The sequence below is a fragment of the uncultured Rossellomorea sp. genome (assembly GCF_947488365.1).
In the GTDB taxonomy this organism is placed as follows: domain Bacteria; phylum Bacillota; class Bacilli; order Bacillales; family Bacillaceae_B; genus Rossellomorea.
In genome coordinates, this window is the sequence record NZ_CANKZT010000002.1 from 511,413 (window position 1) to 535,854 (window position 24,442).

The 24,442-nt window shown below is 41.7% G+C and carries 24 protein-coding genes and 1 other annotated feature; all 24 genes read left to right on the top strand.

All coding sequences use genetic code 11. The features are described from left to right. The first annotated feature begins 168 nt into the window (after nucleotides 1-168). The 24 genes from spoIIGA to pyrE all read left to right on the top strand — a co-directional run bounded on the left by spoIIGA (nucleotide 169) and on the right by pyrE (nucleotide 24,331). Nucleotides 169-1,095, top strand: a complete 927-nt coding sequence (gene spoIIGA, locus Q1B03_RS09515; RefSeq protein ID WP_299740691.1) for a sigma-E processing peptidase SpoIIGA — start codon at nucleotides 169-171, stop codon at nucleotides 1,093-1,095. Nucleotides 1,096-1,148: 53 nt separating this feature from the next. After that, nucleotides 1,149-1,868, top strand: coding sequence for an RNA polymerase sporulation sigma factor SigE (gene sigE / locus Q1B03_RS09520; RefSeq protein WP_299740693.1), 720 nt, complete (start codon nucleotides 1,149-1,151; stop codon nucleotides 1,866-1,868). 199 nt (nucleotides 1,869-2,067) lie between these two features. Beyond that, nucleotides 2,068-2,844 (top strand): RNA polymerase sporulation sigma factor SigG, encoded by a 777-nt coding sequence (sigG, locus tag Q1B03_RS09525; RefSeq protein ID WP_299740696.1) that lies wholly within the window; start codon nucleotides 2,068-2,070, stop codon nucleotides 2,842-2,844. A gap of 520 nt (nucleotides 2,845-3,364) precedes the next feature. After that, on the top strand, nucleotides 3,365-3,652 hold the full coding sequence (locus Q1B03_RS09530) for a YlmC/YmxH family sporulation protein (RefSeq protein ID WP_299740698.1): 288 nt from the start codon (nucleotides 3,365-3,367) through the stop codon (nucleotides 3,650-3,652). Between the two features lie 50 nt (nucleotides 3,653-3,702). Further along, a complete protein-coding gene (gene pgeF / locus Q1B03_RS09535) occupies nucleotides 3,703-4,539 on the top strand; it encodes a peptidoglycan editing factor PgeF (RefSeq protein WP_299740700.1) in 837 nt (278 codons plus the stop codon). Next, nucleotides 4,526-5,200 carry a YggS family pyridoxal phosphate-dependent enzyme gene (locus Q1B03_RS09540; protein ID WP_299740702.1) on the top strand — a complete coding sequence of 225 codons (675 nt, stop codon included), beginning with the start codon at nucleotides 4,526-4,528 and terminating at the stop codon, nucleotides 5,198-5,200. The genes pgeF and Q1B03_RS09540 overlap by 14 nt, the downstream gene beginning before the upstream one ends. Before the next feature lie 16 nt (nucleotides 5,201-5,216). Beyond that, entirely contained in the window at nucleotides 5,217-5,660 is a 444-nt protein-coding gene (locus Q1B03_RS09545; protein WP_299740704.1) for a cell division protein SepF, read from the top strand. An 8-nt stretch (nucleotides 5,661-5,668) separates the two neighbouring features. Next, nucleotides 5,669-5,932 (top strand): YggT family protein, encoded by a 264-nt coding sequence (locus tag Q1B03_RS09550; protein ID WP_299740706.1) that lies wholly within the window; start codon nucleotides 5,669-5,671, stop codon nucleotides 5,930-5,932. Between the two features lie 96 nt (nucleotides 5,933-6,028). Further along, nucleotides 6,029-6,799: an RNA-binding protein gene (locus Q1B03_RS09555; protein ID WP_299740708.1), complete on the top strand. Its 771-nt coding sequence runs from the start codon at nucleotides 6,029-6,031 to the stop codon at nucleotides 6,797-6,799. A gap of 89 nt (nucleotides 6,800-6,888) precedes the next feature. After that, nucleotides 6,889-7,404: a DivIVA domain-containing protein gene (locus tag Q1B03_RS09560; protein WP_034755815.1), complete on the top strand. Its 516-nt coding sequence runs from the start codon at nucleotides 6,889-6,891 to the stop codon at nucleotides 7,402-7,404. Nucleotides 7,405-7,454: 50 nt separating this feature from the next. Next, nucleotides 7,455-7,692: a binding site (T-box leader), on the top strand. A gap of 106 nt (nucleotides 7,693-7,798) precedes the next feature. Beyond that, the gene (ileS, locus tag Q1B03_RS09565) at nucleotides 7,799-10,570 is read left to right on the top strand and encodes an isoleucine--tRNA ligase (protein ID WP_299740714.1); all 2,772 of its coding nucleotides are present in this window, start codon (nucleotides 7,799-7,801) and stop codon (nucleotides 10,568-10,570) included. Nucleotides 10,571-10,706: 136 nt separating this feature from the next. Beyond that, on the top strand, nucleotides 10,707-10,988 hold the full coding sequence (locus Q1B03_RS09570) for a hypothetical protein (RefSeq protein WP_299740716.1): 282 nt from the start codon (nucleotides 10,707-10,709) through the stop codon (nucleotides 10,986-10,988). A gap of 109 nt (nucleotides 10,989-11,097) precedes the next feature. Then, nucleotides 11,098-11,616 (top strand): signal peptidase II, encoded by a 519-nt coding sequence (gene lspA / locus Q1B03_RS09575; RefSeq protein WP_299740718.1) that lies wholly within the window; start codon nucleotides 11,098-11,100, stop codon nucleotides 11,614-11,616. Further along, entirely contained in the window at nucleotides 11,564-12,475 is a 912-nt protein-coding gene (locus Q1B03_RS09580; protein ID WP_299740720.1) for an RluA family pseudouridine synthase, read from the top strand. The genes lspA and Q1B03_RS09580 overlap by 53 nt, the downstream gene beginning before the upstream one ends. A gap of 187 nt (nucleotides 12,476-12,662) precedes the next feature. Further along, nucleotides 12,663-13,208 carry a bifunctional pyr operon transcriptional regulator/uracil phosphoribosyltransferase PyrR gene (gene pyrR, locus Q1B03_RS09585; protein WP_044337457.1) on the top strand — a complete coding sequence of 182 codons (546 nt, stop codon included), beginning with the start codon at nucleotides 12,663-12,665 and terminating at the stop codon, nucleotides 13,206-13,208. 147 nt (nucleotides 13,209-13,355) lie between these two features. Then, nucleotides 13,356-14,684: a solute carrier family 23 protein gene (locus Q1B03_RS09590; RefSeq protein ID WP_299740725.1), complete on the top strand. Its 1,329-nt coding sequence runs from the start codon at nucleotides 13,356-13,358 to the stop codon at nucleotides 14,682-14,684. A 162-nt stretch (nucleotides 14,685-14,846) separates the two neighbouring features. Next, nucleotides 14,847-15,725, top strand: a complete 879-nt coding sequence (locus tag Q1B03_RS09595) for an aspartate carbamoyltransferase catalytic subunit (protein ID WP_299741289.1) — start codon at nucleotides 14,847-14,849, stop codon at nucleotides 15,723-15,725. A 16-nt stretch (nucleotides 15,726-15,741) separates the two neighbouring features. Further along, nucleotides 15,742-17,028 carry a dihydroorotase gene (locus Q1B03_RS09600; RefSeq protein WP_299740727.1) on the top strand — a complete coding sequence of 429 codons (1,287 nt, stop codon included), beginning with the start codon at nucleotides 15,742-15,744 and terminating at the stop codon, nucleotides 17,026-17,028. After that, nucleotides 17,025-18,116 (top strand): carbamoyl phosphate synthase small subunit, encoded by a 1,092-nt coding sequence (locus Q1B03_RS09605; RefSeq protein ID WP_299740729.1) that lies wholly within the window; start codon nucleotides 17,025-17,027, stop codon nucleotides 18,114-18,116. The genes Q1B03_RS09600 and Q1B03_RS09605 overlap by 4 nt, the downstream gene beginning before the upstream one ends. Beyond that, nucleotides 18,109-21,321: a carbamoyl-phosphate synthase large subunit gene (gene carB, locus Q1B03_RS09610; RefSeq protein WP_299740731.1), complete on the top strand. Its 3,213-nt coding sequence runs from the start codon at nucleotides 18,109-18,111 to the stop codon at nucleotides 21,319-21,321. The genes Q1B03_RS09605 and carB overlap by 8 nt, the downstream gene beginning before the upstream one ends. Continuing rightward, the gene (locus tag Q1B03_RS09615; protein WP_299740733.1) at nucleotides 21,318-22,091 is read left to right on the top strand and encodes a dihydroorotate dehydrogenase electron transfer subunit; all 774 of its coding nucleotides are present in this window, start codon (nucleotides 21,318-21,320) and stop codon (nucleotides 22,089-22,091) included. The genes carB and Q1B03_RS09615 overlap by 4 nt, the downstream gene beginning before the upstream one ends. Further along, nucleotides 22,088-23,029 (top strand): dihydroorotate dehydrogenase, encoded by a 942-nt coding sequence (locus Q1B03_RS09620; protein ID WP_299740735.1) that lies wholly within the window; start codon nucleotides 22,088-22,090, stop codon nucleotides 23,027-23,029. Before Q1B03_RS09615 ends, Q1B03_RS09620 begins: the two co-directional genes overlap by 4 nt. Beyond that, nucleotides 23,001-23,711: an orotidine-5'-phosphate decarboxylase gene (pyrF, locus tag Q1B03_RS09625; RefSeq protein WP_299740737.1), complete on the top strand. Its 711-nt coding sequence runs from the start codon at nucleotides 23,001-23,003 to the stop codon at nucleotides 23,709-23,711. Before Q1B03_RS09620 ends, pyrF begins: the two co-directional genes overlap by 29 nt. Beyond that, nucleotides 23,708-24,331 (top strand): orotate phosphoribosyltransferase, encoded by a 624-nt coding sequence (pyrE, locus tag Q1B03_RS09630; RefSeq protein ID WP_299740740.1) that lies wholly within the window; start codon nucleotides 23,708-23,710, stop codon nucleotides 24,329-24,331. The genes pyrF and pyrE overlap by 4 nt, the downstream gene beginning before the upstream one ends. Nucleotides 24,332-24,442: the final 111 nt, after the last annotated feature.

The window sequence follows — 24,442 nt, forward strand, 5'->3', positions numbered from 1 at the left end:
AATATATTTAGTGACATATTTCGTTTTTATCTCTGAAAAGTTTTCCTCTGAAGCATACAAAAAATGACAACCTTTTAAAGGGTATGTACGATATACTTCTGATAAGTCATTCCTATCTCGAAATTCAAGTAACTTTAGCTGGGTGAAGTTTCAAAAGGAGGGTAGAGATTGACCTTATATCTGGATGTCATCTGGTTGTTGAATTTGTTAGTAGACTTTTTCTTATTATGGTTAACTGGGATCATCTTAAAGAGACAATATGCCCTTTGGAGGATTGGAATTGGCAGTTTGATGGGCTCGATCATTATTCTCCTTGCCTTTTCACCTTATGCGCATCTTGCAGGAAATCCTTTTATGAAATTATTGTTTTCAATCATCATGGTGTACTCAGCATTCGGGTATAGAAGGTTACGCTATTACTTATCAAATCTTCTTATGTTTTATTTTGTTACCTTTTTTACAGGTGGGATTTTAATAGGAACTCATTATTTTATAAGTTTCGACCCAAGTGCAGAATCATCCATGCTACTTGCAAGTATCCGTGGATTTGGTGATCCAATAAGCTGGGTATTCGTTATGCTCGCTCTGCCTCTTGCCTGGTATTTTTCTAAAGGGAGAGTAGATAGCATCGAGCATGTGAAGATACAGTATGATCAGCTCCTGAAGGTAAGGATAAAAATTGAAGAATTTCATTGTACCGTAAACGGCCTTGTTGACAGTGGGAATCAACTTCAAGACCCCATATCCAAAAGCCCGGTCATGATTCTGTCAATCGCCGAAATTGAAGGTCAAATTCCAGGTGAAGTGATGGCACTTTGTCACGATGTTGAAGACATTTTCTCTGGTGAAAAATCTATTGACCCACGCTGGTCTGACCGGATGAGAATTGTCCCCGCCCAATCAGTCGGAAGAAAAAGCCAACTTCTTGCCGCTATAAAGCCTGATTCTCTCATTCTGAAGGATCATGAAACAGAATGGGCGATTCCGAATGGACTGATTGCCTTCAGAGAGGATCCGCTTTCAGCAGATGGAAATTTTCAAGCGATCGTTCATCCAAAGATGGCTTCGCAAAAGCCGGTTCTTAACGTTTCTTAAATCAATTATTACTACTATACTCACAATTTAAAGAAATAGAAGGGGGAGCAACAATGAAAAAATTCAAATTTAAATTTTTATACTATTGGTACAAACTGTTAATCAAACTTGGGCTGAAGACAGATGAAATTTACTACATAGGTGGTAGTGAAGCACTTCCCCCTCCATTGACAAAAGAGGAGGAAGAAGTCCTACTCAATAAATTGCCTAATGGAGACAAGGCGGCACGTTCGCTATTGATTGAGCGTAATTTAAGGCTAGTCGTATATATAGCACGAAAGTTTGAGAATACCGGGATCAATATTGAAGACTTAATCAGCATCGGGACAATCGGTTTGATTAAAGCAGTTAACACATTCAATCCAGAGAAAAAAATCAAATTAGCTACGTATGCTTCTAGATGTATTGAAAATGAGATTCTCATGTACTTAAGAAGAAATAATAAAATCCGATCTGAAGTTTCGTTCGATGAGCCCCTCAACATTGATTGGGATGGAAATGAATTACTGTTATCAGACGTACTTGGAACAGATGAAGACATTATAACAAAAGACATTGAAGCAACCGTTGATAAAAAATTACTCTTTAACGCCCTTCACCAACTTTCTGATCGTGAAAAACAAATTATGGAGCTGCGTTTTGGTTTAATGGGAGAAGAAGAGAAGACCCAGAAGGATGTCGCTGATATGCTTGGCATCTCACAGTCCTATATCTCCCGGTTAGAAAAGAGGATTATTAAACGTCTAAAGAAGGAATTTAATAAAATGGTATGACAAGAAAGCTGACCTTTTCAATCGAAAAGGTCAGCTTTTTTTTATTATCAGGATTTGAACTTTTTTTTTGTCGGATTTACCCAGATAAATTAAGGGATTTGGAAAGTATGAGCCATTACTTGGCAGAATGAAATGCATATTTTTCCTCTTCAAGGAAATACTGAATTTTGTACAGCAGCTCCTACAAGGAGGGGAAAGAATGACACGTAATAAAGTCGAGATTTGTGGTGTAGATACTTCCAAATTACCAGTTCTCAAGAATGATGAAATGAGAGTACTATTCAAGCAAATGCAAGCGGGCGATATTACCGCAAGAGAAAAACTTGTAAATGGGAATTTGCGCCTCGTCTTAAGTGTAATTCAACGCTTTAATAACCGTGGTGAGTATGTTGATGATTTATTTCAAGTAGGGTGTATCGGGTTAATGAAGTCCATTGATAACTTTGACTTAGGTCAGAACGTTCGATTCTCTACATACGCGGTTCCGATGATTATTGGAGAAATCCGTCGATATTTACGAGACAATAACCCAATAAGAGTATCCCGTTCACTACGAGATATTGCGTACAAAGCTCTGCAAGTAAGGGAAAGATTAATGGGTGAAACATCCAGGGAACCGACTGCTGAAGAAATAGCTAAAGTGCTTGATGTATCTCATGAAGAAATTGTATTTGCGTTAGATGCCATCCAAGATCCTGTTTCGCTGTTTGAACCCATTTATAACGATGGTGGAGATCCTATCTTTGTAATGGACCAACTGAGCGACGAAAAGAACCGTGATTTCCATTGGATTGAAGAGATCGCTCTTCAAGAAGGAATGAGGCGATTAAATGATCGAGAAAAACTCATTATCAGTAAACGCTTCTTTCAAGGGAAAACTCAAATGGAAGTCGCTGACGAGATAGGCATATCTCAGGCACAAGTATCACGTCTGGAAAAAGCAGCAATAAAACAAATGAACAAAAATATTCAATAAGTAAAGAAAAGCGGAGGCGGCTCGTTCAGCCCCGACAAGCACAACAGGAAAACCCCAAAAGGCGCTTTTTGCCTTATGGGGTTTTTCTGTTGTGACCTCGAGGGGCTAGCCGCCGTAGCTGGACAATAAGAAAAGCGGAAGGGCTTTGCCCAGAGGCGACAAGCATAAGGCGAACCATCCGGAAAGGCGTTCTTTGCCTTTTTGGATGGTTTGACTTATGACCTCGAGCCTCTAAGCCCTGCAGCTGGACAAAGAAAAGCGGAGGCGGCTCGTTCAGCCCCGACAAGCACAACAGGAAAACCCCGAAAGGCGCTTTTTGCCTTATGGGGTTTTTCTGTTGTGACCTCGAGGGGCTAGCCGCTGAAGCTGGACAATAAGAAAAGAAAGGCAGATCCTTCTCTGAAAGGTCTGCCTTTCTTTTTGCTGCATACACTAATAATAACTACTTGAATAAGGTGAAGGAACAGCGATTAATTTATGTGAATAAATGTGAAACAAGGAGAAAAGAGGGTGAAAACGGATGGTGCGTATATCTGAGTTTCAGGTGAAAGATGTCGTGAGTATTTCGGACGGGAGAAAGTTAGGGAATATAGGGGACATAGAAATTAACCTGGATACAGGAAGGATTGAGGCGATCGTAATCGGGGGAGGAGGAAAAATATTAGGATTCTTCGGTAAAGATGAAGATATTGTGATCCCTTGGAGCAGCATTGTAAAAATAGGGGAGGATGTTATTCTGGTACGATATAAAGAAAATCATCATATTCAAGGTCAGCTCCAGGAACCGAAACAATCTCCCGATACATGACGAATCTTCAAAGTCTATGGTACACTTAATAAAAACGAAGGAGATTCAACGTGTCGAAGGAGCCTTTTAAAAGAGAAACAGAATCTTATTATTTTATAGATACATGGACGAAAGAGAATCCAAGGCTAGTTGCAGGGATCACGACAAGGTCGGGAGGTGTCAGTACCGGACCATTTCACTCTTTCAATATGGGGTTGCACGTTGAAGACGATGAATCCTCGGTGATTGGTAATCGTCAAATACTTGCTTCCAGTTTAATTATGCCTGTTGAATCATGGGTAGCTGCTGAACAAACCCATGGAAATAATATTCATACAGTAGGAAAAGTAGACAAGGGAAAAGGCGCAGAGTACTATCATACCAGCATTAAAGATACCGATGGCTTTATCACATGTAATGAGAATATTCTTTTAACCATGTGCTATGCAGATTGTGTTCCGCTATATTTCCTGGACAGAGAATCGGGTACTATCGGATTGGCTCATGCCGGATGGAAGGGTACAGTTTTAGAAATCGGGCCCAAAATGGTCGGTGCTTTTATGGAACAAGGGGCCTCCAAGTCTTCTCTAGAGGTTGTTATCGGGCCATCCATATGTGAAAATTGTTATGTAGTTGATGACTATGTGATTGATAAAGTGAAAAAAACACTAGAAGATGAAAACAACTTACCCTATAATTTAAAGGAAGAGGGACAATATTACCTCAATTTAAAGAAGTTGAATGAACAGCTTTTAGTACAAACTGGTTTAAATGCTGAACAGATCCACACTTCTAGTTATTGTTCATCCTGTCACAATGAGTTTTTCTCCTACAGAAGAGATGGTGGGAAAACAGGAAGAATCATGAGCTTTATTGGCTGGAAGGAGAAAGAAGATGAAAGTATCTGAAAAATTTAGAATCATCCAAGGAAATATTGAAAATGCATGTAAGAGCAGTAGAAGAAACCCTGAAGACGTACATGTTGTTGCGGTCACTAAATACGTTTCAATTGAGAGGGCAGAAGAAGCGGTTGAAGCCGGCCTTATTCACTTAGGGGAAAATCGTGACGAAGGACTGCTCTCCAAGTGGGAAGTTCTACAGGACAAACCCCAGTGGCATTTCATTGGATCTCTGCAAACTAGAAAAGTAAAAAACATCATTGATAAAGTATCATACATACATTCTCTGGATCGTCTGTCATTAGCCAAAGAAATTCATAAAAGAGCGGACAAGCCTGTGTCTTGTTTTGTTCAAGTGAATGTTTCGGGAGAAGACTCGAAACATGGGTTATCTCCTCAAGAAGTAAAAGAATTTATTGGGAGTTTAAAAGACCTCACAAATATTAAAGTCGTAGGATTAATGACGATGGCTCCACATACGGACGATGAACCATTCTTACGGACATGTTTTAAACAGTTGAAAACAATCCAGGAAGAAATCAAAGCATTAAACCTTCCATACGCCCCTTGTAAAGAATTATCAATGGGGATGAGCAATGATTACATGATTGCAATCGAAGAAGGGGCTACGTTTATTCGTATTGGAACTGCATTAGTTGGAAATGACTGAGAGGGGATGAATACAAATGGGTATCAAGTCGAAGTTTAAAACGTTCTTTTTGTTAGATGAAGATGAATATGATTATGAAGAAGAAAAGTTTGAAGAAGAATACGAGGAGAAGAAGCCCATGAAGTCGCAGCCTTCAAATTCGAAACAAAATGTTGTCAGTCTTCAAAGTGTTCAAAAGTCCTCTAAGATGATTCTTGTTGAACCAAGAGTATACGCCGAAGCTCAAGAGATTGCTGATCACTTGAAAAACCGGCGCTCTGTACTTGTTAACTTACAGCGAATTCAGCATGATCAAGCGAAACGCATTGTCGATTTTTTAAGTGGAACTGTTTACGCGATTGGCGGCGACATTCAGCGTGTTGGAGATAATATTTTTCTTTGTACGCCTGATAATGTTGAAGTAAGTGGAAATATCTCAGAATTCTTAAAAGAGGAAGATCTATCAGATTCGAGGTGGTAATGTAAACTATGGTGTTGCTTTATGAGATTTTATCGAACCTTATTCAAATTTACTCCTGGGCTTTAATCATTTATATATTAATGTCCTGGTTTCCAAATGCAAGGGAGACGGCGATTGGGCAGTTCTTAGCAAGAATATGCGAACCGTATTTAGAACCGTTTAGACGTTTTGTTCCTTCAATCGGGATGATTGATATTTCACCAATCGTGGCGTTCATTGTGTTGAACTTAGCACAATCTGGGTTATACCAATTATTTAGATGGCTTCTTTAATTGAGAAGCAGGAGATCATATATCCTTTAAAGAACTGAAACGTATTGAACAGTTTCAGTTTTTTTATTTTGGGTAAATCACAGAGGAGGTGAGCGTTTGTCTTCAATTCATCAACATTTCAGACCGGATGAGAAAGAGTTTGTGGATGCTGTATTGGAATGGAAACTGGCAGTGGAAAACCAATATTCAGCCAAACGAACAGACTTTTTGGATCCGAGACAACAGTATATTGTCGAGTCAATCATCGGAAACAACGATGAAATTCTCCTCTCATTCTATCCTGAGAATACAGAGAGGAAGAGAGCGTTATTGTATCCTTCTTATTTTCAGCCTGAAGAAGAAGATTTTGGAATTAGGCTATTTGAAATACAGTACCCGTCCAAGTTTGTTACAATAGAACATAGACAGGTATTAGGGTCTCTTATGTCATTAGGCTTGAAACGTGAAAAATTCGGGGATATTTTAGCAGTGGACGATACCATTCAACTCATGCTTGCTGATGAGATTTCTGAATACGTTCGAATGGAACTCACACAAATAGGGAAGGCAAAGATATCCTTGAAGGATATTCCTTTGAAGGATCGAATCGTGAGTAAGGAAGAATGGCTCGAAAAAGTGACTACTGTAAGTTCCCTGCGGTTAGATGTTGTTCTTGCAGCAGTTTATAATGATTCCCGCCAAAAAGCTCAAAGCTTAATCAAGAGTAATCATGTAAAAGTTAATTGGAAAACAGTCGAAAATGCCTCTTTTGAAGTCGAAGCCGGCGATGTACTTTCAGCAAGAGGATACGGAAGAAGTAAGTTATTGTCCATTGAAGGAAGAACAAAACGGGAGAAATGGCGAATTTCTGTCGGAATACTGAAATAATTTAAGAAAAATAAAGGAATACTCCCACATACTGTCGAAATTTTAGTTATAATAAATATGTAATTCACCAAGTACTGGAGGTGGCTCCCATGCCTTTAACGCCATTAGACATACATAACAAAGAATTTAGTCGTGGCTTTCGTGGTTATGATGAGGATGAGGTTAATGAATTTTTAGATCAAATTATTAAAGATTATGAAATTCTTATCCGTGAGAAGAAAGAAACCGAAGAACGTTTAAACTCCTTGAATGAACGTTTAGGTCATTTTACAAGCATCGAGGAAACATTAAACAAGTCAATCGTCATTGCTCAAGAAGCAGGGGAAGAAGTTAAGCGTAATGCAATGAAAGAATCGAAGCTGATCATTAAGGAAGCCGAGAAGAATGCTGATCGCATCGTTAACGAATCATTATCCAAAGCCCGTAAGATTGCCATTGAAATTGAAGAACTAAAGAAGCAATCAAAGGTGTTCCGAACTCGTTTCAAGATGTTAATTGAAGCCCAACTTGATTTACTTGATACAAATGACTGGGATCAATTAATGGAATTCGATTTGGATGCAACAGATTTAAAAACTTTAAAAGAAGAAGAGACATTGTCTTGACGAAAAGAGCAATACTTTCATATAATTGAACAACAATCTAAATTGCCATAATGAAGGCTAAGACAGGGACAGTACGTTTCTTATGATCATTCCTTTCTAGCGAGTCGGGGACGGTGAAAGCCCGACAAGGAACAAAGGTACGGAAGATCACCCTAGAGCTCTACTCATGAAATTCACTTCTGAAGAGTAATGAATAGCGTCTTGATCACGTTACGAATCAAAACGAGTGAAGGTCGGTTTCGATCTTTATGAGGGTGGTACCGCGGGAAAAGTTTTCTCGTCCCTTTCCAGGGATGAGAAAGCTTTTTTTTGTTTCTAAAAGGGATAGCCTGATTAAGAATTGCAGGTTTTAGAAAAGATGGCAATTAAGAGAAACGTTTAGGAGGAAGATTTCATGGAGTATAAAGATACATTATTGATGCCCAAAACGGAATTTCCGATGAGAGGCAATTTACCGAAACGCGAACCGGATACACAGAAAAAATGGGAAGAAATGAATATTTACCAAAAAGTGCAGGAGAGAACGAGTGATCGTCCATTATTTGTTCTTCACGATGGACCACCGTACGCGAATGGAAACATTCATATGGGTCATGCATTAAATAAAATCCTTAAAGACTTTATCGTTCGCTATAAATCCATGAGCGGGTTTCATGCACCGTATGTTCCAGGCTGGGACACCCATGGCTTACCGATTGAGCAGGCGTTAACGAACAAAGGCGTGAAACGTAAAGAAATGACTATCGCTGAGTTCCGTAAATTGTGTGAGGAATATGCATATGAGCAGGTTGACAATCAACGCATTCAGTTCAAACAATTAGGGGTGCGCGGGGATTGGGATAATCCATATATTACATTAAAGCCTGAATATGAAGCTCAACAGATTAAAGTGTTTGGTGATATGGCGAAGAAAGGCTATATCTACAAAGGTAAAAAACCAGTGTATTGGTCTCCATCAAGTGAATCCGCTCTTGCAGAAGCAGAGATTGAATATCAGGATAAGCGTTCTCCTTCCATCTATGTCGGTTTTGCCGTTACAGAAGGAAAGGGAGTTCTTGAAGAAGGGACTCAATTAGTCATCTGGACGACAACACCTTGGACGATTCCTGCTAACCTGGGAATTGCCGTGCACGAAGATCTAAGTTATGTCGTAGTAAATGTGAAAGAAAGCAGCTATGTAGTAGCTGAAGATTTATTAGAAGAAGTAGCGAAGAATCTGGAATGGGAAGATTACTCTGTATCCCAAAAGGTTAAAGGTGCAGAGCTTGAGCATATCGTGGCAAAACATCCATTATATGATCGGGATTCACTTGTTGTCCTAGGGGAGCATGTCACTACTGATTCTGGTACTGGATGTGTTCATACCGCTCCAGGACACGGGGAAGATGACTTCCTGGTAGGAAAGAAATATGGTTTGGATGTGTTATGCCCGGTTGACGATAAAGGCGTTATGACATCTGAAGCACCTGGATTCGAAGGTTTATTCTACGATAAAGCCAATAAACCGATTACAGAAAAGCTACAGGAAACAGGAGCATTATTAAAGCTTAACTTTATCACTCACTCCTATCCACATGATTGGCGTACGAAAAAGCCTGTTATCTTTAGAGCGACGGCACAATGGTTTGCGTCAATCGATAAATTCCGTAAAGAACTGCTGGAAGCTGTCAATGAAACGAAATGGGTACCTGCTTGGGGGGAGACACGCCTTTACAATATGGTTAGAGACCGTGGAGACTGGTGTATTTCAAGACAACGTGCATGGGGAGTGCCTATCCCGGTATTTTATGCTGAAAATGGCCAGGAAATCATTACAGATGAAACAATCGACCATGTATCGAAGCTCTTCCGTGAACATGGATCAAACATCTGGTTTGAAAAAGAAGCGAAGGATCTTCTACCTGAAGGATTCAGCCATGAAGGAAGTCCGAATGGGAAGTTCACAAAAGAACAGGATATCATGGACGTCTGGTTTGATTCAGGTTCCTCACATCAAGCGGTGCTTGAAGAAAGAGATGACCTCAAGCGTCCTGCAGACCTTTATTTAGAGGGATCTGACCAATATCGCGGATGGTTTAACTCTTCTTTGACTACAAGTGTAGCAGTGACGGGTAAAGCTCCATATAAAGGCGTGTTAAGTCATGGATTTGCTCTTGATGGTGACGGAAGAAAAATGAGTAAATCATTAGGGAACGTAGTCGTTCCTGAAAAAGTGATGAAGCAGCTTGGAGCCGATATCCTTCGTCTGTGGGTTGCATCGGTTGATTATCAAGCAGATGTACGTGTATCGGATCCAATCTTGAAGCAAGTGGCTGAAGTGTATCGTAAAATCCGTAATACGTACCGTTTCTTATTGGGAAATCTTTCCGACTTTGATCCAAGTACCAATGCGGTATCCTTCGATCAATTAAGAGAAGTGGATCAATTCATGCTTGTAAAGCTTAATGATCTTGTGAAAAATGTGAGAAATTCATACGACAAATATGAATTTGCAAGCATCTATCACGCTGTAAATAATTTTTGTACGCTTGATTTAAGTTCATTCTATTTAGATTTTGCGAAGGATGTTCTATATATCGAGTCAGAAAATCATGAAGAGCGTCGAGCCATTCAAACTGTGTTATATGAATCCCTGATTGCGCTTACGAAACTGATGTCTCCAATCCTGTCTCATACAGCTGATGAAGTGTGGGCTCATATCCCTGGAGTAGAGGGAGAGAGTGTTCAACTAACAGATATGCCTGAAGTGCAAGAGGTAAGAAATGCTGATGAGTTGAAGAAGAAATGGAATGCTTTCCTTGAGTTAAGAGATGATGTTTTAAAGGCTCTTGAAGAAGCGCGTAATCAGAAGATGATTGGTAAATCATTAACGGCTAAAGTGACCCTTTACGTAAATGATGAAACGAAAGCTTTACTAGGTTCAATTAAGGAAGACTTAAAACAATTATTCATCGTCTCCGCATTTGAAATCGGTGGAGCAGTGAACGAAGCACCAGAACATGCATTAAGTCTTGGTGAAATCAATATTGTCGTGGAAAAAGCGCAAGGTGAAACATGTGACCGCTGCTGGATTGTCACACCGACAGTCGGCAAGGATAAAGATCATCCTACTCTTTGCACAAGATGTGCATCAGTAGTGAAAGAAAGCTATTCACACCTGGCATAATTTAAAAAGGCTGACTCACACTCAATGTGAGTCAGTCTTTTTTCGTCCAGACAGCCTTTCTAATTCCAAAATTGCTATATCTTGCAACACAATTTTTAGGTCTGTTTCCCCCATACTATAAATGGAGGGATCAAAGATGACATATGACCGATACACATCCATTGTTCAAGAACTGACCACATCCTTGAAAGAGCTGGAGGCAAGTCAATCTCAACATCCTTTAATTCAGCAGTATATTGATGAAGAAATTACAGAAGTGAAACAAGCGTTAAATCGATTTAGAGATAATCAATATGGCTATTGTGAAATGAGCGGAGAAGAAATTCCCTATGATTTCATTAAGATGAACCCAACATGCACATCTCTGGAAGATGCATTGGAATGGAGACGATTTGGAAAAATCTCATCTTATTCCTAACAGCCACACTATAGGTTTTCGTCGTTCTCCTTAGTTTAAGTGTCTTTATTCTCCCTTTTATGCTAAAATGCAAAGGTAATCATTTAAACGATGTTCGGAGGTTACCTTTGTGTATTATTATTTATTGGCTTTGGTTGTGATTGGACTCGATCAATTAACAAAATGGTTGGTTGTGAAACGAATGACAGAAGGAGAAAGTATAAAGATCATTGACAACGTCTTATATCTTACTTCTCATCGAAATCAAGGTGCAGCATGGGGAATACTTCAAGGGCAAATGTGGTTTTTTTACATTATTACAGTAGTAGTGATTGTAGGTATCGTGTATTATATGCAAGTCCATGCGAAAGGGCATTCTTTATTCAGTTTAAGTTTAGCCTTTATGCTTGGTGGAGCTATTGGAAACTTTATTGACCGTATCTTTCGAAAAGAAGTGGTTGATTTCTTAAATACATACATCTTTTCCTATGATTTTCCGATATTTAATATTGCAGATGCAGCATTAACCATTGGAGTGGCATTGTTACTAATTTACATGTATTTAGACGAACGAAAAGCAAAGAAGGAGAACAAAAATGGAAGTAATTCAGCACAACATACAGCAGGAAGACCAGGGAGAACGAATTGATAAAGTCGTAAGTCAGTTGAATAAGGAATGGTCCCGTTCACAGGTTCAACAATGGATAAAGGAAGGGCATATTCAAGTGAATGGTGATGCAGTTAAACCCAACTTTAAATGTCCTCTAGATGCAGTCATCACGGTTTCAATCCCTCAACCGGAAGAGCTGGATGTAGAGCCGGAAGATCTTAACCTTGACATTGCATATGAAGATGGGGATGTCATCGTTGTAAATAAGCCGAAGGGAATGGTCGTTCACCCTGCACCTGGGCATTATTCAGGTACAATGGTGAACGGATTGATGTATCATTGTAAGGATCTATCAGGCATTAATGGAGTTCTAAGACCGGGGATCGTCCACCGTATAGATAAAGACACTTCCGGCTTACTGATGGTGGCGAAAAATGACATGGCCCACGAGCATTTGGTAAATCAGCTTGTAGAAAAGTCCGTTACAAGAAAATATACAGCCATCGTACATGGTCTTATTCCCCACGAATACGGCACCATTGATGCTCCAATCGGAAGAGACCCTAAAGATCGTCAGAGTATGGCTGTAGTGGATAACGGCAAACAAGCAGTTACTCATTTCAGAGTGCTTGATCGTTATAAAGATTTTACATTAGTTGAATGTGAATTGGAAACTGGGAGAACGCATCAAATCCGTGTGCATATGAAGTATATCGGCTTCCCCCTTGCCGGGGATCCTAAGTATGGACCAAGGAAAACACTGAGCATAGAGGGACAAGCTCTTCACGCAGGGGTTTTAGGGTTTGTTCATCCCAGAACAGAAGAATATATGGAATTTCACTCGGAGTTACCTTTAGAGTTCACTAAACTTGTGAAGCATCTTGAAAATAATCGTTGACAAATTCCGACTCGACCTTTATGATTTAGTTAATTGAATAAGTAACCTTTAATACGGTCCCGTGAGGCTGAGAAGGAGCATGTACGACCAAATCGTTTTGGCGTGCAATCAGATTACAACGATAAGTGTGCCCTCTCATCCCTACGGTGAGAGGGATTTTTTATTTTAAAGAAACGAGGTGGCGAAAGTGACAAAGAAAGCAACGGTATTGGATCAACCCGCCATTCGAAGAGCTCTGACAAGGATAGCTCATGAAATCATTGAACGCAACAAAGGAATTGAGGACTGTGTTCTTGTTGGAATCAAAACAAGAGGCATCTACATCGCTAACCGATTAGCGGAGCGAATCCATGATATTGAAGGCGAAAAGATTCCCGTAGGGGAAATAGACATAACCCTATACCGAGATGACTTAACTAAGAAAACAGAAGATCATGAACCCGAGGTGAAAGGTTCTGACCTGCCTGTTGATATTACCAACAAGAAAGTCATCCTGGTAGACGATGTATTATTTACAGGAAGAACGGTCAGGGCAGGCTTGGACGCATTGATGGATCTTGGACGACCAAGTCAAATCCAACTTGCAGTACTGGTCGATCGTGGACATAGAGAATTACCGATACGAGCAGACTTTGTTGGAAAAAACATTCCTACATCCAGCTCCGAAAAAATTATGGTTGCCTTAACAGAGGTCGATCAGGAAGATATCGTCGCAATACACGAAAAAGAATAACGGAAGTCCTTTTAAGAGTGGTCCCGTGAGGCTGACAAAGGATGGGAATGAAGGTAATAATAGACCTTCTTGTACCCTCTTTGTGCCCTCTTTTGGACAAAGAGGGTTTTTTATTGGGGAATTTGGGTATTAGAGGAGGAAAAATAAATGAGTCAAAACCAACAAGTTGTATTAGATGTAGAAGAAGTACCGAAGTTAGGAAAATGGATCACTTTAAGTATACAGCATTTATTCGCCATGTTTGGAGCAACGGTATTAGTTCCATTCCTGGTAGGGTTAAGCCCGGGAGTCGCCCTTATCTCAAGTGGTTTAGGAACACTTGCTTACCTCTTCATTACAAGGGGCAGAATTCCTGCTTACTTAGGATCATCCTTTGCTTTCATTGCACCTATCTTAGCTGCAAAGAGCTTTGGAGGACCGGAGGCTGCCATGATGGGAAGCTTTCTCGCCGGGATTGTTTACGGAATTGTTGCATTACTGATATCTAAACTGGGGTTGAAATGGCTGGTGAGAATTCTTCCACCGATTGTTGTAGGACCAGTGATTATGGTTATCGGATTAGGCCTGGCAGGAACGGCCGTAAATATGGCCATGTATGAAAATCCTGGAGCAGAAGAATTGGTTTACAGTAACACACACTTTATGGTGGCACTTGCGACTCTGGCCATTACCGTGATTTGCTCGATTTACTTCAAAGGGTTTCTTGGAATGGTACCGATTTTAGCTGGAATCATTGGTGGATATGTCATCGCGGTTTTTGCAGGGTTAGTAAATTTCCAACAAGTAATCGATGCACCGCTTTTTCAAATGCCGGACTTCTTCATGCCATTTGTTGACTACACGCCAAGCTTCTCTTGGGAAATCGTGTCCATAATGGTACCTGTTGCCCTCGTAACTTTGGCAGAGCATACAGGAGACCAGATGGTTCTAAGTAAAGTAGTAGGAAGAAACTTCATTGAGAAACCAGGTCTTCACCGTTCCATTCTTGGGGATGGGGTAGCAACTGTGATTGCATCCTTCCTCGGTGGACCACCTAATACAACGTATGGTGAAAATATTGGAGTATTAGCCATAACACGAGTGTTCAGCGTATTCGTAATTGGAGGAGCCGCAGTCCTTGCCATCATGTTCGGATTTGTCGGTAAGATAACAGCCTTGATTGGATCGATACCATCAGCCGTCATGGGCGGAGTATCCATCCTTCTGTTCGGAATCATCGCCTCTAGCGGACTGCGCATGCTGATTGATAACAAAGTAGACTTAGGAAACAAGAGAAACCTGGTGATTTCCTCAGTGATCCTGGTAATCGGGGTAGGAGGGGCATTCGTGAAGGTCAATGAGCAGGTATCCTTATCAGGAATGGCTCTAGCAGCGATTGTCGGAGTTCTCCTTAATCTTGTCTTACCAGGCAGAGAAGAAAGCGAAGGAGAAAACAACTTATTCGAAGAAGAAAATGCTAAGCATGATGTTGCATAGAAGCACCTTTTAACATGGTCCAGAGAGTCTAAGAAGGGTGAATTTGAACAAGACAGGCACGTGGGATTTTTCGCACGGTCCCTGTTGGCATGTTCAAAAACACCCTGTCAGAAAATTGGCAGGGTGTTTTTTTGAAAGAAGAGAAGAAAGGGTTGTCCCATGATGAAGAACTTGTTGACAATGAATGACTTATCAAAAGAGGAAATCATTGAAATATTAGATGCAGCTGAACACTTTAAAGAGGGGGAAACATGGAAGGAAGGCTCCAATAAATATGTAGCCAATCTTTTTTTCGAGGCAAGTACCCGGACGAAATGCAGTTTTGAAATGGCGGAAAGGAAACTTGGGCTCGAGGTCATTCCATTTGAAGCACAGACTTCAAGTGTACAAAAGGGAGAAAGCTTGTATGACACGGTGAAAACATTAGAAAGCATCGGGGTCGAAACCGTTGTAATCCGGCACTCACTTGAACGATATTTCGATGAACTTGCACCACTTAACATAAGCGTCATCAACGGAGGCGATGGATGTGGTAATCATCCAACTCAATGCCTTTTGGACCTGTTGACCATACGACAGGAATTTGGAGGATTTGCAGGACTGAAGGTATCGATCATTGGAGACATTGCCCACAGCCGGGTGGCACGATCCAATGCAGAAGCGTTAACAAAGCTGGGAGCCGAAGTCATGTTCTCTGGACCAAAGGAATGGTTCCCATCACAGGACCGACATCAATATAGGCCGATAGATAATTGTATAGCAGATTCCGATGTGGTCATGTTACTGAGAATTCAACATGAGCGACACGATAGTACATCAAGTTTAACGAAAGAGGAATACCATGAAAGCTTTGGCTTGACGGAAAGTCGAAAAGCACGAATGAAACCAACCGGTATCATTCTTCATCCGGCACCGGTCAACCGTGGGGTTGAAATTGCAGATTCATTGGTGGAATGTGATCAATCAAGAATCTTTAAGCAGATGGAAAATGGAGTTTACATCAGAATGGCTGTTTTAAAGAGAGCACTTGAAAGCAACTAACTAGGGGGAATTTGAAATGAATTGGTTAATCCGAAATGCACGTATTCTAGCAAAGAATGGTGTTCTTGAGATAGTGGATGTGAAGGTGGAGAATCAGAAAATCATCGAGATGGGAACAGACCTCAAACTTACCGATCACCAGGAATTTCAAGCAGATGGGTTATTGATTTCCCCAGGCTTTGTTGATCTTCATGTCCATTTAAGGGAACCAGGGGGCGAACACAAAGAAACAATCGAAACGGGAACAAAAGCTGCTGCGAAGGGTGGTTTCACTACCATCGCTGCAATGCCTAATACAAGACCCGTACCTGACTCGGTAGAAAATCTGCAAGCCCTAAACAAGAAAATCTCTGAAACAGCGAGTGTTCGCGTATTACCTTATGCCGCCATCACAGAGAGACAAATTGGAAAAACGCTTAATGACTTACCTTCCTTAAAAGAAAATGGGGCATTTGCATTCACAGATGACGGGGTAGGGGTGCAATCGGCAGGGATGATGTTTGAAGCCATGAAGAAGGCAGCCGGCATCAATGCATCCATTGTGGCCCACTGTGAAGAGAATACCCTGATTTATGGAGGAGCGGTTCATGACGGAACATTCTCCAAAGAGCATAACCTGAAAGGAATACCTTCCATCTGTGAAGCCGTACATATATCCCGGGATGTGCTGCTTGCAGAAGCAGCAGGTGTACATTATCACGTATGTCATATTTCAACAAAAGAGTCAGTAAGAGTGGTCCGTGATGCTAAAAGGGCTGGGATCAATGTGACAGCTGAAGTAACACCACACCATCTTCTCCTGTGTGAAGATGATATTCCAGGGCTTGATACGAATTTCAAAATGAACCCGCCTCTTAGAAGCAAAGAAGATCAGCAAGCGTTAATAGAAGGATTGCTGGATGGCACCATCGACTTTATTGCGACGGATCATGCACCTCATACGGAAGCAGAGAAGTCAGAAGGGATGCAGCTCGCTCCTTTCGGAATTGTAGGATTGGAAACAGCCTTTCCGTTACTCTATACACACTTTGTAGAAAAAGGAATCTTCACATTAAAGCAGTTAATTGACTGGATGACGATTAAACCAAGCTCAGCATTTAACCTTCCGTTTGGACTACTAGAAGTAGGAGGAGAAGCTGACTTTACGCTTATAGATTTAAATGAACAAAAAGGGATTGACCCAGCTGAATTTTTATCAAAAGGAAAAAATACCCCATTTACAGGCTGGGAGTGCAGAGGCTTTCCAAAAGCTACTTTTTATCAGGGATCTCTTGTATGGAATGAAGGAGGAAACAAACAATGAAAAGACAACTCATTTTAGACGATGGAACAGTATTCGTAGGAGAAGGATTTGGAGCGAATAAAGAAACGATTGGAGAAGTGGTTTTCAACACAAGTATGACAGGATATCAGGAAATACTATCAGATCCATCTTACTGTGGACAGCTTGTCACATTAACCTATCCTCTAGTAGGGAACTATGGAATCAATCGCGACGATTTTGAGTCCATCACTCCAGCTATCAAAGCATTCATTGTGAGAGAAGTTGCTGATTTTCCTTCTAACTGGAGAAATGAATCAACATTGGATGAATTATTAAAAATAAAAGGGATTCCAGGAATTTCAGATATCGATACCAGAAAGTTAACAAGAATCATCAGACAGCATGGAGCAATGAAAGGCATCATTTGCTCAGCTGAATTAGATCCAAAAGAAATGCTTGAGAAATTGCATGATACAGCTCTAAGAACAGATCAAGTCATGCAGGTTTCGACCAAAACAGCTTATGCCAGTCCAGGAAGAGGATATCGTGTCGTATTAATGGACTTTGGGATGAAACACGGAATTCTGAGAGAATTAAACAAGCGTGATTGTGACGTGATTGTGGTTCCTTACAATACGTCAGCTGAAGAGATTCGTCGCTTGCAGCCTGACGGGATCATGCTCTCAAATGGGCCGGGGGATCCGAAAGATGTGCCGGAAGCCATTGAGACCATTAAAGAGCTACTGGGAGAAATTCCACTGTTTGGTATTTGTTTAGGGCATCAATTGTTTGCTCTGGCATGTGGAGGGGACTCCTTCAAAATGAAATTTGGTCACCGCGGAGGCAACCACCCGGTAAAAGATATAAAAACTGGAAAAGTAGCACTGACTTCCCAGAACCATGGCTATGCAGTAGATGAAAAGTCATTGACAGGATCAAGGCTTCAAGTTACTCACATGGCCATCAATGATGGCACAGTAGAAGGATTAAAGCATTTAGACTTCCCGGCCTTTACGGTTCAGTATCACCCTGAAGCGTCACCTGGACCTGAGGATTCAAATTACTTATTCGATGATTTCTTACAACTTATGAAAGATGAGAAAAGAAAGGAGCTTCAACATGCCTAAACGTACAGACATTAAAAGCATCTTAGTTATCGGAAGCGGACCAATCATCATAGGACAGGCTGCAGAATTCGACTATGCCGGAACTCAAGCGTGTATCGCCTTAAAAGAGGAAGGCTACCGTGTTATTCTTGTAAACTCAAACCCAGCTACAATCATGACTGACGCTGAAATGGCAGATAAAGTGTATATCGAGCCACTTACACTGGAGTTTGTCAGTCGAATTATTCGCAAAGAACGACCTGACGCCCTACTTCCTACATTAGGTGGGCAAACGGGATTGAATCTGGCTGTTGAACTTGCTAAATCGGGCGTTTTAGAAGAATGCGGAGTTGAAATTCTCGGGACGAAGCTTTCTGCAATCGAGAAAGCGGAAGACCGTGACTTGTTCAGGAACTTGATGAATGAAATGGGAGAACCGGTTCCGGAAAGTGAAATCATTCATTCCTTAGATGAAGCCTATCAATTTGTGAATGAAATAGGCTATCCGGTCATCGTTCGTCCTGCCTATACATTAGGTGGAACCGGTGGTGGAATTTGTCACAACGAAGACGAATTGGTCGAGATTGTAAGCTCAGGATTGAAATATAGTCCGGTAACCCAATGTTTGCTGGAGAAAAGTATTGCTGGCTTCAAAGAAATAGAATATGAGGTTATGAGAGATGCAGCCGATAACGCCATCGTGGTGTGTAATATGGAAAACATCGACCCGGTTGGAATTCATACGGGAGATTCAATTGTTGTAGCACCAAGTCAAACCTTAAGTGACCGTGAGTATCAAATGCTGCGGAATACAAGCTTAAATATCATCCGTGAATTAGGAATAGAAGGGGGCTGTAACGTCCAGCTTGCCCTTGATCCGGACAGCTTCCAGTATTACATCATCGAAGTGAACCCAAGGGTGAGCCGTTCTTCTGCACTTGCATCAAAAGCAACGGGATACCCAATTGCGAAGCTTGCAGCAAAAATTGCTGTAGGACTGACCCTGGATGAAATGATGAATCCTGTAACAGGTAAAACATATGCATCATTCGAACCTGCCCTGGACTATGTGGTGACAAAGATCCCGAGATGGCCATTTGATAAATTTGAGGCTGCCAAGCGTAACCTCGGTACGCAAATGAAAGCAACCGGTGAAGTAATGGCGATTGGGCGAACATTGGAAGAGTCACTTCTTAAAGCGATTCGTTCCCTTGAAAGCAACACGTATCATATAGAATTAAGTGATGCTGAACAATTTACAGACGAGTGGATCGAGAAGAGAATCCGCAAAGCAGGAGATGAACGCCTCTTCTATATCGGGGAAGCACTTAGAAGAGGAGTGACGATTGAAACCATTCATGATTGGAGCAAAATCGATCTTTTCTTCCTGTATAAAATGAATAGAATCGTAGAATTCGAAAAGGAATTAACTCTACATCCCTTCAATCTTGAGCTGGGCCAAAAAGCAAAGCGTATGGGCTTCTCAGATATCACGATTGCCAAGCTATGGAATAGTACAGAAGCAGAATTGTATAGCTGGAGAAAAGAAAATAAATTGACACCTGTCTATAAAATGGTAGATACATGTGCGGCTGAGTTTGAATCGGAAACTCCTTACTTCTATGGAACCTATGAGGATGAGAATGAATCCAAGGTCACTTCTCGGGAGAGTGTCATCGTTCTTGGGTCAGGACCGATCAGGATCGGTCAGGGAGTCGAATTTGATTACGCGACCGTTCACTCTGTCTGGGCCATTAAAGAAGCGGGTTATGAAGCGATCATCGTAAATAACAATCCAGAAACGGTTTCGACCGACTTCAGCATCTCGGATAAATTATACTTTGAACCTCTTACGGTAGAAGATGTGATGCACATCATTGATCTTGAAAAGCCTAAGGGAGTTGTCGTGCAGTTTGGTGGGCAAACCGCGATCAATCTTGCAGAAGAGCTAGTGAGAAGAGGAGTCACGATTCTCGGTACATCCCTTGAAGATTTAGATCGTGCAGAAAACCGGGACAAATTCGAACATACACTGAATGAACTGGGCATCCCTCAACCTGAAGGGAAAACAGCGGTATCTGTAGAAGGAGCCATTAAGATCGCAGAAAGCATCGGTTACCCGGTTCTGGTAAGACCGTCATACGTTCTTGGTGGAAGAGCGATGGAAATCGTGTATCGGGAAGAAGAACTTCTTCAATACATGAAGAATGCAGTGAAAGTGAATCCACAGCATCCGGTTCTAATCGACCGTTACCTGATCGGAAAAGAAATTGAAGTGGATGCCATTTCTGACGGAATAGACGTAGTCGTCCCTGGAATCATGGAACATATCGAACGGGCTGGAGTTCACTCGGGAGATTCCATCGCGGTCTATCCTCCACAGCAGCTCACTCAAGAACAGAAACAAACCATTGTTGATTATACAACGAGACTCGCCAAAGGCTTAAACATCGTTGGGTTACTGAATATCCAATATGTCATCTCAAAAGGAGAAATATTTGTTCTGGAAGTGAACCCACGCTCCAGCCGAACAGTACCATTCATCAGCAAGATTACGAATGTACCGATGGCGAATATTGCAACTAAGTCCATACTTGGAATCTCCCTGAAAGATCAAGGATATGAATCAGGATTAATTCCTGAAAAACATGGTGTATATGTAAAGGTTCCTGTATTCTCCTTTGCCAAGCTAAGACGGGTGGACATCACTTTAGGGCCTGAAATGAAATCAACAGGTGAAGTAATGGGGAAAGATCTTACACTGGAAAAAGCCCTCTACAAAGGAATGGTTGCAGCAGGGATGCAAATGAAAGAGTACGGCTCTGTACTCATGACCGTAGCAGATAAAGACAAAGAAGAAGCGGTTCTCCTGGCGCAACGCTTTATCGATATCGGGTATCAGATCCTTGCAACTAAGGGCACGGCTGAGCATCTGACTAAAGCAAACATCACCGTTCGTGAGGTGGATAAGATCGGATCTACCGGACCAACCCTGCTGGATATCATCCAAAGTGGAGAAACACAGCTTGTCATAAACACTTTAACAAAAGGAAAACAACCTGCCCGGGACGGATTTAGAATCCGTAGAGAATCTGTAGAGAATGGCATTCCATGTCTTACATCCCTGGACACGGCAGAAGCCATCCTGAGAGTGATTGAATCCATGACATTCTCTGCTGAGGCTCTTCCATCACAACCGAAGACGAGAGAGGCGGTTTTTCAATGATCGTAAATCAAAAGATGGTTGTGCTTTCTCATGAAAGAATAGCTGAAAACATCTTTGAATTGGTTCTACAAGGGGAATTGGTGAACGAGATCAAGGCTCCTGGGCAATTTGTCCATATTAAAGTGGGTACGGGAATAGACCCTTTACTTAGAAGGCCGATTTCCATCGCCTCTCACAACCCGGAAAACCTCACGATGACATTGATCTACCGTGCTGAAGGGAAGGGAACGATCCTTCTTTCAGAGGTGAAAATAAGAGAAACAGTCGACGTTTTAGGACCTCTTGGAAATGGTTTCCCAGTCGAAGACGCAAGTAAGACCGCACTGTTAGTAGGTGGAGGAATTGGAGTTCCTCCCCTCTACGGTCTTTCTAAAAAGCTGGTTGAAAATGGTTGGACAGTGAAACACATCCTCGGTTTTCAAACTGAATCCGTGAGCTTTTATGAAGATATGTTCAGAGAATTGGGTGAAACCTTTGTCGCCACAGTGGACGGAACCCTCGGAACTCCCGGTTTTGTAACAGATGTTATTCGAGAAAAAGCACCGGCCTTTGATGTGTTTTATTCCTGTGGTCCGACTCCGATGCTAAAAGCACTTCAAGTCGAATTAGAGGACAAACGAGGGTTTATCTCTTTAGAAGAACGAATGGGCTGCGGAATAGGTGCATGCTTCGCTTGTGTTTGTCATAAACAGGATGATCCTGAAGGGGCAAGCTACGTGAAGGTTTGTAGTGACGGACCTGTATTTCCAGTAGGGGTGGTGCTTTTATGAAATCATTAAAAATCGAATTACCGGGATTATCATTAAAAAACCCGGTCATGCCGGCATCAGGCTGCTTTGGCTTTGGTCGCGAATATAGTCAATTCTATGATTTAAGCGAGCTTGGGGCGATCATGATCAAAGCGACGACGGAAGAAGCTCGTTTTGGAAATCCTACTCCCCGCGTCGCAGAAACGAACGCCGGGATGCTGAATGCGATTGGTTTACAAAATCCAGGACTAACAGGTGTGATGGAAAACGAACTTCCATGGCTTTCCCAGTACGATGTACCAATCATTGCAAATGTGGCTGGTTCTCAAGTTGAGGATTATGTGGAGGTGGCAAGAGTCATCTCAACCGCAGAAAACGTTAAGGCCCTTGAATTGAATATCTCCTGTCCAAATGTAAAAACAGGGGGAATTGCCTTTGGTACCATTCCCGAAGTGGCAAAAGAATTGACTGAGAGAGTAAAAGAAGTCTCGCAGGTCCCACTATATGTAAAGTTATCACCGAATGTCTCCAATATTGTCGACATGGCCAAGGCTGTTGAAGCAGGGGGGGCAGACGGGCTGACAATGATCAATACACTCCTCGGGATGAGGCTGGATATGAAGACAGGAAAGCCGATCCTGGCTAATAAAACAGGTGGATTGTCAGGACCAGCCATTAAACCTGTCGCGATTCGTATGATTTATGAAGTAAGTCAACAGGTGGATCTTCCGATTATCGGAATGGGGGGCATACAAACTGCTGAAGATGTGATTGAATATTTTTACGCAGGGGCAAGTGCCATAGCCGTCGGTACAGCAAACTTCGTGGATCCATTCGTGTGTCAGCGTATCATAAAAGATTTACCGCCGTTACTTGATGAGCTGGGAGTGGACCATATATCCCAATTGACCGGAAGGAGCTGGGGGAAGCATGAATCAAAAGCCGTTTATAGCTCTTGATTTCCCAACGTGGGAGAAGACATCAATCTTCTTAGATCAATTTTCAGAGAGTTTAAATGTAAAAGTAGGTATGGAGCTATACCTTCAAAATGGACCGGTTATCATCGAAAAGATTTTAAATAAAAATCATCGTATCTTCCTGGACTTGAAGCTACATGACATTCCCAATACAGTATACGGCGCCATGAAGGGACTTGCCGGGTTCGACCTGGACCTGATCAATGTGCATGCTGCAGGTGGCAGTGTGATGATGGAAAAGGCGCTGGAAGGTCTGCATGCGGGTACTCCTGCCAATCATAAACGAGCAAAACTGATTGCCGTCACACAATTGACGTCGACAACGGAAGAACAAATGCAGAAAGAACAACTAATTATTAAATCCATTAATGAGTCTGTCTTACATTATGCCACCCTTTCGAAAGAAGCGGGACTTGATGGAGTGGTATGTTCTCCTCACGAATCACGCCTGATTAAAGAACATTGCGGTTCTGACTTTATACGTGTAACTCCTGGGATCAGATTAGCAGAAGATCATTTAGGAGATCAAAAAAGAGTCACTACACCACAAACGGCAAAAGAATTAGGATCTTCCTACATTGTCGTTGGAAGAAGTATCACAGGTGCCGATAATCCGGTACTTGCATATGAGCGGATCGTACATGAATGGGAGGACAAAGAATGAAACAAGAAATCGCAAAAAAACTATTAGACATTGAAGCTGTATTTTTAAATCCGACGGAGCCATTTACATGGTCATCCGGAATAAAGTCCCCGATCTATTGTGATAATCGACTGACCTTATCTTATCCTACAGTGCGGGATGAAATCTCTACGGGTCTTGTTGAGATTATTAAAGAGCAATTTCCTCAGGTGGAAGTCATTGCGGGTACTGCAACAGCTGGAATTCCACATGCTGCTTGGGTGAGTGAAAAATTAAACCTTCCGATGTGTTATGTCAGGTCAAAAGCGAAAGCTCACGGAAAAGGTAAACAGATTGAAGGGAAAGCGACGCCTGGACAAAAAGTGGTCGTGGTAGAAGACCTCATCTCAACGGGAGGTAGCTGTATTACGGCTGTAAACGCATTAAGAGAAGCGGGCTGTGAAGTATTAGGGGTAGCTGCCATTTTCACATACGAGTTAGAAAAAGGAAAAAGGATGCTGGGGGAACACGACATTAAAGCATATGCTCTATCCGATTACTCAAGCTTATTGGACGTAGCGCTTCAAAACTCCATCATTCGTGAAGAAGATCTGGAACAATTGAAGCTTTGGAGTGAAAATCCTGAGAAGTGGGGCAGTTAAGGTGGAAAGCAACTCTTTTGTGAGTTGCTTTTTAGTTTTAATAGGAGAATGATAGTGGGGAGGCGTTTATCTGCCTTTCTGCATTTTTCGCCTGTACTATAACCAAAATAC